This window comes from Streptomyces sp. MCA2 (assembly GCF_023544705.1).
Taxonomy (GTDB): Bacteria; Actinomycetota; Actinomycetes; order Streptomycetales; family Streptomycetaceae; genus Streptomyces; species Streptomyces decoyicus.
Map to the genome: position 1 here is coordinate 206,150 of NZ_JAMJFM010000003.1, position 13,290 is coordinate 219,439.

Sequence of the window (13,290 nt, forward strand, 5' to 3'; positions counted from 1 at the left end):
GGGCCGTCCTCACCCGGACCCTTCCCGTGCCCACGGCGACGCGGCAGCCACCTCCCGCCCCGGCCCGCGCACCGGCCGGTCTCCCGACGGATGGGACGTCCACACCCCTTCGCCGTGCGTCAGACCGGGCAACAGCCCCTGGAATTCCTGCACACGACGGGCCGGGAGCGATCCGCTGACCAGCCAGGAGTGCCGCCCGCCGGAGGTCTCGGCGAGCTCCGCGCCCAGTGCCGCGAGGCGGGCGGTCACCGGTGCGAGCGCGGTGAGCGGGAGCTCGGCCTCGAAGGCGTGGTACGGCTCGTAGACCCGGGTGCCGGCCCGGTCGAGCGCCCGCCGCAGTACGACGGGGGTGATGGCCCGGAAGTCCCCGGCGGTGCTGAGCGGGCCGACGAACCCGGAACGGGTGAGCACCACCCGGCAGTCCGTCACCGCCAGGCCGTGCGGTCCGCGGTGCAGGGTCGCCAGCGCGGTCTCCTCGACGGCCTGGTGGAAGCCGTGCGGCAGGGCGCCCAGTTCGGTCTCGTAGGTGAAGACCGGTCCGGAGCCGCGGGCGCCCGGCTCGACCCGGAGCCCGACCGTGGCCCAGGGCCTGGTGTGGCCGCGCCGGGCGATCTCCTCGCAGGCCTCGCCGACCCCGGACGGCCGCTCGACGCACACCGCCCGGCTGGGCGCGAACTCCGCCTCGATGCCGTGCTCCTGGCGCAGGGTGGCCGCGATGATCTCCTTCTGCACCTCGCCGTGCAGCAGCACCGAGGTCGCGCCGTCCGGCGCGGGGCGCGCCTGGAGCAGCGGGTCCTGGTCGGCGAGCGCCAGCAGTGCGGCGCGCAGCGCGGCGGCGCGTGCCGGTTGGCGGGCCCGGACCAGGGTTTCGAGGGTGGGGGAGGGGAACAGGGTGTCCTCGGCGGGGTCGTCGCCGGCTGCTCCCAGGCGGTCACCGGTCCGGATGCCGGGCAGCCCGCGGAGCACCCCGATCTGGCCCGGGGTGAGCGGCCCGCCGTCGCCGGGTGCCCGGCCGACGACCTCGAGTGAGGTGATCCGCCCGGTCAGGGTCTCGCGCGCGCCGTCCGCCGCGGCCCGGTGCAGCGCGATCTGCTGCCGTGGCCGCAACGCGCCCGCGTACAGCCGGATATGGGCCGTCCGCTCGCCGTTCGGCGGCTGGTGCACGGCGAAGACCGTGCCCCGCGGCTCGGTGCCCGTACCGATGGGTGCCGGCGGGATCAGCCGGACCATGCCCTCGATGAGTGCGCCGATGCCCTGACCGCCGAGCGCCGAGCCGAAGTACACCGGGTGCAGCGAACCGTCGGCGGTCCGGTCGGCGAGCGCCGTGCGGAGCCGGTCGGCGGTCGGCTCCGGCCCGCCCGCCGCCGTTCCGGCCTGTTCCCGCCCTCCCGGGCCAGGGCCCACCAGCTGGGCGAGGATCGACTCGTCGGCCTCCGCGACCACTTCGGCGATCCGCTCGCGGACCCGGGGGTCCTCCAGGGCGTACGGCACCGCGTCGGCCCGCGCGGTGCCGAGGCCCGTCACGGAGGTCATCGGGACGGCGACCGGCGCCAGCAGCCGGCGGATGTCCGCGAGCAGCGCCTCGTCCCGCGCGCCGGTCCGGTCGATCTTGTTGATGAACAGCAGGGTGGGCAGCCGCAGCCGCCGCAGGGTCTTCATCAGCACCCGGGTCCTGGCCTGGACGCCCTCCACCGCCGACAGCAGCAGCACGGCGCCGTCGAGCACCCCCAGCGCCCGCTCGACCTCGGCGGTGAAGTCGGAGTGACCGGGGGTGTCGAGAAGATTGACCTGGGTGTCGCCGACGGTGAAGGAGGCGACGGCGGAGCGGATCGTGATGCCGCGCTGCCGCTCCAGCTCGCCGGTGTCCGTACAGGTGTCACCGGTGTCGACGCTGCCGAGCCGGCCGATGGCACCGGTGTCGAACAGCAGCCGCTCGGTGAGGCTGGTCTTACCCGCGTCGACGTGGGCGAGAATCCCGATGTTCAGGGTGCGCGAAAGAAGCATGGAAGGTGGATTCCTCAAGAACTGTCGTCCGGCTGGGGCGATGAGTAGTTCCGAGGAATCCGCGCATGCTGTGCTCCTGTGAGAGGAAAAACCGGGCGTACGGGGCCATGGTGCCAGCCGGAGGCGGGCGTGCAACCGAATTAACGGGCCGGGGTACGGGCCCGCTCAGCGCTGAGGCACGGGCCCGCTCAGTGCTGATGCAGCCCCCGCCCCGCCAGGGTCAGGAACGTCTCGCCGACCGCTTCCGACAGCGTGGGGTGCGCATGGATGTGCGCGGCGACATCGGACGGCTCGGCGTCCCAGGCCACGATCAGCTGGCCTTCCGCGATCATCTCCGAGACATGCGGCCCGACGAGATGGACACCGAGCACCGGTCCTGTGGCGTGGCCGCCCGCCCCCTCCGCCGCCGCGATCACCTTCACCATGCCGCCCTGACCGTGCACCATGCCCTTGGCGGTGGCGGCCAGCGGCATGGTGTTGACCTTGATCTCCAGGCCGCGGGCGCGTGCCTCGGCCTCGGTCAGACCGACCGAAGCGGTCTGCGGCGAGGAGTACGTCACCCGCGGCACGGTCGCGTAGTCCACCGCACGCCCAGGAAGGCCCGCCAGCGTCTCGGCCACCAACAGGCCCTCCGCGAACGAGGCATGGGCCAGCCCCAGGGACGGCGGCGGCAGCAGATCGCCGACCACGTGGATGCCCGGCACGGCGGTCTCCAGCCGCGACCGGTCCGCCGGCGCGACGAACCCCCGCTCGTCGGCCGACAGCCCGGCCGCCGCAAGGTCCAGCCCGTCCGTCACCGGGACCCGCCCCACCGCGATCAGCAGCCGCTCGGCCCTGACCACCAGCTCGTCGCCCTTCGGGGTGCGCACGGTCGCCCGTACGCCGTCCGGCAGCAGCTCGGTGGCGGTCAGCGTCGAGCCCGTACGAACCATGATTCCGCGCTTCCTCAGACCGCGCGCCAGATGGCGGCCGACGTCCTCGTCCTCCAGCGGAAGCAGCCGCCCGGCCGCCTCGACGAGCGTGACCTCGGCCCCCATGGAGCGGTGGAAGGACGCGTACTCGACGCCGATCGCGCCCCCGCCCAGGACCAGCACGGAGGCCGGGAGTTCGGTGGCGAACAGCGCGTCGTCGCTGGTCACGACGCGACGGCCGTCGGCCACCAGCCCCGGCAGCAGCCGCGGCCGGGAGCCGGTGGCAAGGACGATGCCGCGCCGCGCGGTGAACTCCCCTGCGCCCTCGATGTGGACGGTACGGGGACCGGTCAGCCGCGCCGAGCCCTGGACGACCCGCACCTGCGCCGCCCGCAAGTGCCCGGCCACGCCCTGGTGGTTGCGGGCGACGATGGTGTCGCGGGTGGCCACCAGGGCCGGCCAGTCCAGGGAGTCGACGGTGGCCTTGACGCCCCACCGCTCACGGGCCTCCGTGATGCCGTCCACCAGCTCGGCGGCGTGCAGCATGGCCTTGCTGGGGATGCAGCCGCGGTGCAGGCAGGTGCCGCCGACCAGGTCGCGTTCGGCCAGCACCACCCGCAGGCCCAGGGACGCGGCGCGCAGCGCGGTGCTGTAGCCGCCGGTGCCGCCGCCGATGACGAGGACATCCGCCGTGTTCGTCTCTGTCTGACTCATGGGAGCAGACTCCGCCCACCTGCGGCGATGAGTCCAAGGCAATGTTTCACTGGAGTGGATGCAGAGTCTTCATGGGCGCACTTGAGGGGCGCATTTCATGGGGTGCGCTTCACGGGGCGAGCTCATGGGGTGTGCTTCATCAGGCGGGCCGGGGCACCGGGGAGGGGCGGGGATGAGTCTGCGGCAGATGGAGTACCTGGTGGCGGTCGTCGAGCAGGAGTCGTTCACCCGCGCCGCCGACGCACTGCACGTCACCCAGTCCGCGCTCTCGCACCAGATCAAGGCGCTGGAGCGGGAGGTCGGCGGCCCGCTGCTGGAGCGGATGACGCGCGGGGTGCGGCTGACCGCGATGGGCCGGGCCTACTTCCCGCACGCCGAACTCGCCGTCCGCAGCGCCCGGCAGGCCCGCCGCGCCGCGCTCGCGGCGGGCGGCGCGGAGAGCGGCGAACTGCATATCGCGACGGTGCACGCACAGGCGATCGGGGTGCTCCCGGAGGTCTGTGCACGCTGGGCCCGCGAGCATCCTGGCGTGCGCCTGGTGCTCCATGAGTACGCCACCACAGGGGAGTTGTCCGAGCAGATGGCCCGCGGCGTCGCCGATATGGCGCTCGGCCCGCACCCCGAGGACTGGCCGGGGCCGGTCACCGTCGTGGGACAGGAGCGGATGGTGCTGGTCGTACCGCACGGCGATCCGCTCGCCGCCCGGGAGTCGGTACGCCTCGCGGAGCTGGCGGACCGCCCGTGGGTCCGATGCAGCCTGGAGCCGGTGGTCGACGGACGGCGCTGGCTGGACCTGGAGTGCGAACGGGCCGGCTTCACCCCGCGTACCGCCGTCCGTACCCAGCACAGCTCGACCGCCGTCCGGATGGCCTCGGCGGGCGTCGGCGTGCTGCTGACCGCGGCCCATGAACTCCTCGGCCTGGACTGTGCGTCGGTGCCCACCGACCCGCCCTGGCAGCGCGACATCACCGTCTTCTCGCGGGTCGAACTGACCGGCGCGGCCGCGGAGTTCACCGAACTGCTGCGTGGGGGAGAGAACGCGAGCGCGCGGTAACACGATGCGGGGCGCGGCTAGTTGGCGCCCCGTCATGCCGACTGGACCGCTGACCCGCTGGTCGCTCACTCACTCACCGACGAACAACGCCACCGGCGACACCGCCAGCAGCTCGCTCAGCCCCACCACCGCGCCGCCCGGCAGTTCGCGGCCGGTCAGCAGCTCGTGCCAGGGGCCGCCGGGCGGCAGCCGCAGCAGTGTGTCCCACCACCCGCCGGTCTCCACCAGCCGCAGCGACAGCCGGGTCACCACCGTCAGCACCCGCCCGCCGCGGCAGAACGCCACACAGTGCTCGGCCGCCGGGCCCTCCGCATACACCGGCTCGTACGTCCCCGTGGCGCCGAACCAGTGCGGGTTCTCGCGCCGCAGCCGCAGCGCCGTGGCGGTGATCCGGAGCTTCTCGGCGGACAGATCGCGTGGCGCGGTGCCGGCGTCCAGCTCGGCGAGTTGCTCCGGGCGGAAGCGCGGCGGCCGTCGGTTGTCCGGGTCGACCAGCGCGGCGTAGACGAGTTCGGTGCCCTGGTAGAGGTCGGGGACGCCCGGCATGGTGAGATGCAGCAGCGCCGTGCCCAGCACATTGGCGCGGACGAACGGGGCGACTTCCGCGTCCAGCGCGGCGAGCGGGGCGGCCGTGGGACCGCACGGCCCGTTGCGTACGAACTCCTCGACCGCCTCCTCGTAGCCCGCGTTCGGCTCCGTCCACGAGGTGCGCAGCCCGGCCTCCCGTACGGCCTTGAGGACCGCGGGCGCCACGCGCTCCGCCGTGGGACCGTCGCCGGGCGCACCCAGGCCGAACGCGGTCTGCCAGGCCAGCCACGACACCATCGGATCCGCCGGACCGGCTCCGTCCGCACCGCCGGTTCCGACGTCGCACACCGCCCCGTCGGCCATCGCGCCCAGCGCGTCCCGCCAGCGGTCCGGGCACTCCGACAGCACCGCGATCCGCGCCCGTACATCGGCGCTGCGCTTGGTGTCGTGCGTGGAGAGCACCGTCCCGGACGCCGGCCGGTCCCGCTGCACGCGGGCGCAGTACGCATGGAACGCCTCCGGGGGGAGCGCCGGTTCGCCGGGGGCCCCGCCGACCTCGCAGGCCGAGAGCAGCACCGGATAGCGGTAGAAGGCGGTGTCCTCCACGGATTTGGCGTGCAGTGCGGACGCGGTCTGGGCGAACCGCGCGGCGAAGTCGGCGCAGTCCGTGCCGCCGTGGCCCGGGTCGTCCGTCAGCCGGCCGAGGGCCAGATCGTGGACCAGATCCACCGCCCGCGCCTCCTCGGGCACCCGGAAGGCGGTTCGTGCCCCTGCCGCCGCCGCGCCCAGCATCGCCGCGTCCTGCCCGGCCCGCGCGGGGTCCGCGGCGTACGGGCGGTACACCGGCAGCCGCACCATGAGCTCCCGGACGGCGTGGCGCAGCGCCCACGGTGCATGGTCGCCCGGCTCGGGGACGCGGGCGCTGATCCGGGCCGCGGTCCGCACCAGGCGCTCGACCTCCGCGGCCAGGTCGTGCGTGATGACCTCGTACGCGGCCCGGCGCACCGTCTCCTCCCAGTCACCGCCCTCGTCGGCCAGCGGGGTGACGAAGTCCCGGTAGTGGGAGAACAGCCGGCCGGCGCCCTGCGGGCAGACGAAGAGACCGTCGATGTGCCGGAGGGCGTCATAGCCCGTGGTGCCCGCGCACGCCCAGCTCTCCGGCAGCTGTTCGTCGCCGGTGAGGATCTTCTCGACCACCGTCCAGCGGCCGCCGGTCTCCTCGTGCAGCCGGGCCAGATAGCCGCCGGGGTCCACCAGTCCGTCCGGATGGTCGATCCGCAGCCCGTCGATGACGCCCTCGCGGACCAGCCGCAGTACCGTGCCATGGGTCGCCGCGAACACCTCGGGGTCCTCGGCACGGACCGCGATCAGCTCCGGAATCGTGAAGAAGCGGCGGTAGTTGAGCTCGCTGCGGGCCAGCCGCCACCAGGCGAGGCGGTACCACTGGGCCTCCAGGAGGCGGGTCAGCGGCAGCCCCTCCGTACCGGGGCGCAGCGGAAAGGCATGCTCCTGATAGCGCAGCACCTCGCCCTCGACGCGGAAGTGCCGCGCCTCCTCGCCGAGTCGGCCGCCGAGCACCGGGAGCAGCAGCCGGCCGCCGTGCCCGGCGTCCCAGTCGATGTCGAACCACCGCGCATACGGGGACGTCGGGCCGTCGCGCAGCACCTGCCACAGCGGCCCGTTCAGCGACACCGGTTCGGGCACCGCCATGTGGTTCGGCACGATGTCGACGACCAGCCCGAGGCCGTGGGACCGGGCCGTCGCCGCCAGCGCCCGCAGGCCCCGCTCGCCGCCCAGCTCGGTCCGTACCGCCGTGTGATCGACCACGTCATAGCCGTGGGTGGACCCCGGCACCGCCTCCAGCACCGGCGAAAGGTGCAGATGGGAGATGCCGAGCGCGGCCAGATGCGGGACGGCCTGCTCGGCGGCCGCAAACGGGAAGTCCGGCTGGAGTTGCAGCCGGTAGGTGGCGGTCGGCGACGGACTCGGTGGCTGCGTCATGGGGACACCCGTACCCCGCTGGCGGCCCGTTGTGTCATCCCCGCCCGGCATTGGTGTCGTCGCTTCCTCCAAGGAGGCGGCGCGGGAGGCCGTGGACCTTCGTGCGTCCGGTGCCTGGGGTGTGCGGGCCGGTGCCCGATAGCGTCTGGCGATGATCGCTGCAACGGCCACCTATCGCCGGGTGATGGCCTTGAGCGGGCCGGTGCTGCCCGTCATCTCCTTCTTCGGCAGGCTCCCCACGGCCATGTGCCAGCTCGGCAGTCTGCTGCTGGTGGCACAGACGAGCGGCTCGCTGGCCACCGCGGGCCTGGTCGGCGGCGCGCTGGCGGCGGGTCAGACGGTGGGCGGGCCGTTGCTCGGCCGGCTCGCCGACCGGCACGGGCAGCGGACGGTGGTGCTGGCCGCCTGCTGGTTCGACGCGTTCGCCGTGGCCGCGCTGGTGGCCGCCGCCCTCGCCCGGGCCGGGACTCTGCCGCTCGCCCTGATCGGGCTGTTCGCCGGTGCCGCCGTACCGCAGATCGGGCCGCTGGCCCGCACCCGGCTCGTGGCGCTCGCTCATCGCGCAGGGGCCGACGACCGCCTGATCAACACCGCTCTGTCCTTCGAAGGCACCCTGGACGAGACGTCGTTCGTGCTCGGCCCGGCCCTGGTCGGGCTGTCCGCCACGGTGGCCCACCCGGCCGCGGCCCTCGCCCTGGCCGCCCTGCTGCTCGCGGTCTGCGGCTCGGCGTTCGCGCTGCACCCGACGGCTACGGCGCTGCATCCGACGGCCGGGGTGGCGGACGGCCGCCGCGCCAAAGCTCCCGCGGCCCGCCCCGCCCGTGCCCGGATGCCCCGCGCGGTGCACGGCATGCGGGCCTCGATGGCGCTCCAGGGCGTCATCTTCGGCGCCTGCCAGGCCGGCATCACGGCGCTGACCGAACGCCTCCACCAGCCCGCCCAGGCCGGGCTCGTCTACGCCGCGATGGGGGTGATGAGCGCCGTCGCCGGACTCTCGCTGGCGCTGGTGCCCGCCCGGATCACGCTGCCGACGCGCTGGCGGGCGGCCGCCGTCGCGCTGGTCGTGCTGTCCGTACCGCTGCTGTTCGTACGGTCCCTGGGGGCGCTCTATCCGGTCGTCGTGGTGCTCGGGGTGGCCTTCGCGCCGCATCTGATCACGCTCTTCGGCCTCACCGAACGGCTGGTGCCCGCCGGCCGGCTGGCCGAATCGATGGCGTTCCTCACCAGTGCGGTGGTCGGCGGCCAGGCGCTGGCCCTGGCCGCCGCCGGCCGGCTCGCCGAGGCGCACGGCCCCTCCGCCGCCTTCGCCGTCGCCGTCGGAGCGGCCGTCCTGATCCTCTGTCTCGCCCTCGGTGCCCCGGCCCGGCAGCGGGCCGCCGCCCCTACGCCGGCCGCTGCAACACCAGCAGGCTCCGGCCGATGAGCGTCAGCCGGTCGCCTGCCTTGACCTTGGCGCCGCCGCCGTCCGCCACCGCCTGCGGCCGGTCGGTGTCCACCACGATCTGCCACTGCCGGCCGAGGTGCTCCGGAACCCTGAACTCCTTCTCCTGGTCGTGGGCGTTGAACAGCAGCAGGAACGAGTCGCCGGTGACCGGCTCGCCCCGTGGGCCAGGCTCGGAGATCGAGCTGCCGTTGAGGAACACCGCCAGCGACTTGGCGTGCACCGACTGCCAGTCACGCGGCCCCATCTCCTCGCCGCCCGCCGTGAACCACACGATGTCGGACAGCTCGTCGTGGGCGCCCTCGATCGGGTGCCCCTGGAAGAACCGCCGGCGCCGGAACACCGGATGGTCGCGCCGCAGCCACACCATCTGCCGGACGAACGCCAGCAGCGCCAGCTGCTCCTCGTCCCCCTCCGCCTCCGCTTCCTCGTCCGCCTCCTGCGCCCCCTCCGCTTCGTCGGACTCATACGGGTCGTCGGCGCCCCCGCCCGGAGCCCGCTCCGGCCAGTGCACCCACGACAGCTCGTTGTCCTGGCAGTACGCGTTGTTGTTGCCGTCCTGGCTGCGCCCGAACTCGTCCCCGTGGCTGAGCATCGGCACGCCCTGCGACAGCATCAGCGTGGCGAGGAAGTTGCGCATCTGCCGCGCCCGCAGCCGGCGCACCCCGGAATCGTCGGTCGGTCCCTCGGCGCCGCAGTTCCAGGAACGGTTGAAGCGCTCACCGTCCCGGTTGTCCTCGCCGTTGGCCTCGTTGTGCTTCTCGTTGTACGCGACCAGATCGTGCAGCGTGAAGCCGTCATGGCAGGTCACGAAGTTCACCGAGGCCAGCGGCCGCCGGCCGTCCTCCTGGTAGAGGTCCGAGGAACCCGTCAGCCGGGACCCGAACTCCGCCAGGGTGCGCGGCTCCCCCCGCCACAGGTCCCGCACGGTGTCCCGGTACTTCCCGTTCCACTCGGTCCACAGCGGCGGGAAGTTCCCCACCTGGTAGCCGCCCTCACCGACGTCCCATGGCTCGGCGATCAGCTTCACCTGGCTGACGACCGGGTCCTGGTGCACCAGATCGAAGAACGACGAGAGCCGGTCCACCTCATGGAACTGCCGGGCCAGCGTCGCCGCCAGATCGAAGCGGAATCCGTCCACCCGCATCTCCTGCACCCAGTAGCGCAGCGAGTCCATCACCAGCTGGAGCACATGCGGGCTGCGCATCAGCAGCGAATTCCCGGTGCCCGTGGTGTCCATGTAGTACTGCTTGTCGTCCGACAGCCGGTAGTACGACGCGTTGTCCAGCCCCCGGAACGACAGCGTCGGGCCCAGATGGCTGCCTTCGGCGGTGTGGTTGTAGACGACATCGAGGATCACCTCGATACCGGCCTGGTGCAGCGCCCGCACCGCCGTCTTGAACTCCAGCACCTGCTGCCCGCGGTCGCCCCAGGACGCATAGGCGTTGTGCGGGGCGAAGAACCCGATGGTGTTGTAGCCCCAGTAGTTCGTCAGCCCGGCGTCCACCAGCCGGTGGTCCTGGACGAACTGATGCACCGGCATCAGCTCCAGCGCGGTCACCCCGAGCTTGGTCAGATGGTCGATGATCGCCGGATGCGCCAGCGCGGCATAGGTGCCGCGCAGCTCCTGGGGAAGCTCCGGATGGCGCATCGTCAGGCCCTTCACATGGGCCTCGTAGAGCACCGTCTCGTGGTACGCGGTGCGCGGCGGACGGTCGTCACCCCAGTCGAAGTACGGATTGACCACGACCGACGCCATGGTGTGCGGCGCCGAGTCCAGGTCGTTGCGCACCTCGGGGCGTCCGAAGTGGTAGCCGTAGACGGCCTCGTCCCAGTCGATCCGGCCGCTCATGGCCCGTGCGTACGGATCGAGCAGCAGCTTTGCCGAGTTGCAGCGCTGCCCCCGTTCCGGTTCGTACGGACCGTGCGCCCGGAAGCCGTAACGCTGCCCCGGCATCACCCCCGGAAGAAACGCGTGCCGCACATTGGCGTCGCTCTCGCGCAGCTCGACGGCGGTCTCCGAACCGTCGTCGTGCAGCAGACACAGTTCGATGCGCTTCGCGGCTTCGGAGAACACCGCGAAGTTGGTGCCCGCCCCGTCATAGGTGGCACCCAGCGGATACATCTGTCCCGGCCAGACCTGCATGGGTAGACTCTTCCACTTTCTTCTCGGGCGCTGCGGCGACTCCACGACACACATCCGCGGAACGAATCGAAATCCTTACCCAACTTTTCGCAACTTCTCGTACACAGAGGGCTTTTCGCGAGATCTCCGCTCAATGGTGGAGCAACCTGTCCCGATGTCGGATCGTCCTACTGGTCGTCCTACTGGAGGACGGACGGGGGACCGACATGCATGTCACGGGACGTGACAGCAGGGGGGAACCGTGCACCATCTGATGCACCGCCACCTCGGCAAGGTCGTCGCGGGGGCCGCCATCGCGCTGACGGGCACCGCAGCCATGGCCGCGATCACCTTGCCGTCCGACGCCGGCGCCGCCGACGGAACGGCCGGCCGGAACCGCCCCGGTGCGGTCGGCGCGCCGGCACCGGGACGCGACCAGGGACCACCGCCGCCGCCCGGCGTCGTCGAAGGGGCCCGCCCCCAGGGGGAGCGCGGCCAGGGCAGGGACCCGCTCACCGACGACGAGCTGCGGCGCGCCCAGGACCTGGCGCTGCCGCGGACGCCGCGCGGCGTGGCGGCGGACGTCACCGGACGCCCCGGGCCCGAACGCCTCACCACCGACCTGGCCGAACTCGCCCCCTCTGAGATCGCCCTCGCCGACCCGCCGCGCCGCGCGCTGGTCTCCTTCTACGACTACAAGAGCGACAGCTACCTCACCAGGACCGTCAACCTCACGACCTCGAAGGTGGAGTCGACGGACACCCAGCACGGCGTCCAGCCGCCGCCCAGCCACGCCGAGGCCGTCGAGGCGGCCAGGCTGCTGATCGCCGCCCCGCTGGGATCCGGGCTGCGCCAGGACTACCGCGACGCCACCGGGCGCGACCTCACCGGCCCGGACCCGCTCTCCGTCACCGGCTTCGTCTACCGCGGCCGCGCGGAGGGCGAGGCGCCGGGTGCGCTGGCCGACTGCGGGGAGCACCGCTGTATCCGGCTCTTCACCAAGGTGAAGAACGGCCGGTGGATCGACACCCGCCGCTTCGTGATCGACCTCAGCGCCCGCACCGTCGCGCGCCTCGGCTGACGCGCCCCGCACCGCCGACCCCCACCACTCCTTCCCCGGGAGCCCTTGCCATGCCCGAAAGACGCCCCGCCGGTACCCGCCGTCCGCGCCGCCGCGCCGCGGTTCTCACCGCGGCCCCCCTGCTGCTCGCCGCCACCGCCCTGCTGACCGGCCCGTCCGCCCAGGCCGCCCCCGAAGCCGCCGCCGCACCCGCACCCGCTCCCCGTTGCAGCGCCGCCTACCGCATCACCCAGACGCTCGACGGCGGCACGGTCTGGCGCATGTGCTGGCATTACGAAGGCAACGCCGGCCTCGTCCTGGACGACGTCTCCTACCAGCCCAAGGGCGAACGCACCCCGATCAAGGTGCTCACCACCGCCAAACTCGCCCAGATCCACGTTCCCTATGACGACGGAGGGAACGAATACGACGACCTCACCGGCCAGGGCTTCGCCCAGGGCCTGATGAAGCTCGACCCCGCCGAATGCCCCGGCGGCACCATCAAGACCGTCAGGGTGCCCGGCGCCTATGACGCCGCGCACCCCGACGTCAGCGGGCTGTGCGCCACCACCCGCGCCCGCGGCCATGCCTACCGGATGGGCCCCTACCCGGGCGAGCACGCCAAGACCTACCAGCTCCAGGGCAAGGACCTGCTGCTCTACACCGTCAACAAGGTCGGCTGGTACGAGTACATCAGCGAGTGGCGGTTCTCCGGCGACGGCACCATGACCCTTCAGGTCGGTGCCACCGGCACCGTGTCACCCGGCGACTACGACGCCGGTGACGGCCGCGGCGCGCCGATCGGCAAGGGCGCCAAGGACTACGCCACCAGCCACAGCCACAACGTCTTCTGGCGGCTCAACTTCGGCCTGGACGGCAGCGCCGCCAACAAGGTCGAACAGTTCGACTCCGCCACCACCATCCGTCCCGGCGGCCAAACCCCCACCATCCGCACCACCCGTACGCCCGTCACCAAGGAGCTGGCCGGGGATTCCGGCGCGCTGCGCTGGTGGCGGGTGGTGAGCGCCGCCGGCAAGAACAAGGACGGCCACCCGCGCTCGTACGAGATCGCCCCGGGCCCCACCAGCAAGTACACCGGCCGCAGTTACACCACACACGACATCTACTTCACCGATTACAACAAATGCGAGCAGTTCGCCAGCAACAACCTGGCCAACTGCGGGACCCGGGCCGGCAAGAGCGTCGACACCTGGGTCAACGGCCAGCCGCTGAAACACCCCATCGCGTGGGTCAACATCGGGTTCCATCACATCGCCAGGGACGAGGACCAGGAGCCGATGCCCGTGCACTGGCAGGGCTTCCAGCTGGTCCCACGCGATGTCACCGCTATGAATCCGCTCACTCCACCCGCGCTGTCCGGGCACAACGGGCACTATAGGTAAGGGGAGTTGGCAACCGACTCGATCCATCCTGCTGCACCGTCTCCCGCAC

General features: G+C 72.6%; 8 protein-coding genes. 4 read left to right on the plus strand and 4 right to left on the minus strand.

Features of this window, described 5'->3' with window-relative positions; translation table 11 throughout:
- Nucleotides 1-9 precede the first annotated feature (9 nt).
- Both otr(A) and lpdA read right to left on the minus strand, forming a co-directional pair.
- Nucleotides 10-2,004, minus strand: a complete 1,995-nt coding sequence (otr(A), locus tag M8I34_RS04115; RefSeq protein ID WP_250047921.1) for a tetracycline resistance ribosomal protection protein Otr(A) — start codon at nucleotides 2,002-2,004, stop codon at nucleotides 10-12.
- A 188-nt stretch (nucleotides 2,005-2,192) separates the two neighbouring features.
- Nucleotides 2,193-3,629, minus strand: coding sequence for a dihydrolipoyl dehydrogenase (gene lpdA, locus M8I34_RS04120; protein ID WP_250047922.1), 1,437 nt, complete (start codon nucleotides 3,627-3,629; stop codon nucleotides 2,193-2,195).
- Between the two features lie 172 nt (nucleotides 3,630-3,801).
- Here lpdA and M8I34_RS04125 point away from each other — a divergent pair, with 172 nt between their 5' ends.
- Nucleotides 3,802-4,683 (plus strand): LysR family transcriptional regulator, encoded by an 882-nt coding sequence (locus M8I34_RS04125; RefSeq protein WP_250047923.1) that lies wholly within the window; start codon nucleotides 3,802-3,804, stop codon nucleotides 4,681-4,683.
- Between the two features lie 69 nt (nucleotides 4,684-4,752).
- Here M8I34_RS04125 and treY read toward each other — a convergent pair whose 3' ends face one another.
- Nucleotides 4,753-7,212 (minus strand): malto-oligosyltrehalose synthase, encoded by a 2,460-nt coding sequence (gene treY / locus M8I34_RS04130; protein WP_250047924.1) that lies wholly within the window; start codon nucleotides 7,210-7,212, stop codon nucleotides 4,753-4,755.
- Between the two features lie 151 nt (nucleotides 7,213-7,363).
- Here treY and M8I34_RS04135 point away from each other — a divergent pair, with 151 nt between their 5' ends.
- Nucleotides 7,364-8,635 carry an MFS transporter gene (locus tag M8I34_RS04135; protein WP_250047925.1) on the plus strand — a complete coding sequence of 424 codons (1,272 nt, stop codon included), beginning with the start codon at nucleotides 7,364-7,366 and terminating at the stop codon, nucleotides 8,633-8,635.
- Here M8I34_RS04135 and glgX read toward each other — a convergent pair.
- The gene (gene glgX, locus M8I34_RS04140; RefSeq protein ID WP_250047926.1) at nucleotides 8,595-10,799 is read right to left on the minus strand and encodes a glycogen debranching protein GlgX; all 2,205 of its coding nucleotides are present in this window, start codon (nucleotides 10,797-10,799) and stop codon (nucleotides 8,595-8,597) included. The two genes, M8I34_RS04135 and glgX, sit on opposite strands and share 41 nt — an antisense overlap.
- A gap of 241 nt (nucleotides 10,800-11,040) precedes the next feature.
- Between glgX and M8I34_RS04145 the strand changes: the two genes are divergently transcribed.
- Together M8I34_RS04145 and M8I34_RS04150 are read left to right on the plus strand one after the other, a co-directional pair.
- Nucleotides 11,041-11,859 (plus strand): Tat pathway signal sequence domain protein, encoded by an 819-nt coding sequence (locus M8I34_RS04145; protein ID WP_250047927.1) that lies wholly within the window; start codon nucleotides 11,041-11,043, stop codon nucleotides 11,857-11,859.
- A 50-nt stretch (nucleotides 11,860-11,909) separates the two neighbouring features.
- Nucleotides 11,910-13,241: a copper amine oxidase gene (locus M8I34_RS04150; RefSeq protein WP_250047928.1), complete on the plus strand. Its 1,332-nt coding sequence runs from the start codon at nucleotides 11,910-11,912 to the stop codon at nucleotides 13,239-13,241.
- The last annotated feature ends 49 nt before the right edge of the window (nucleotides 13,242-13,290 follow it).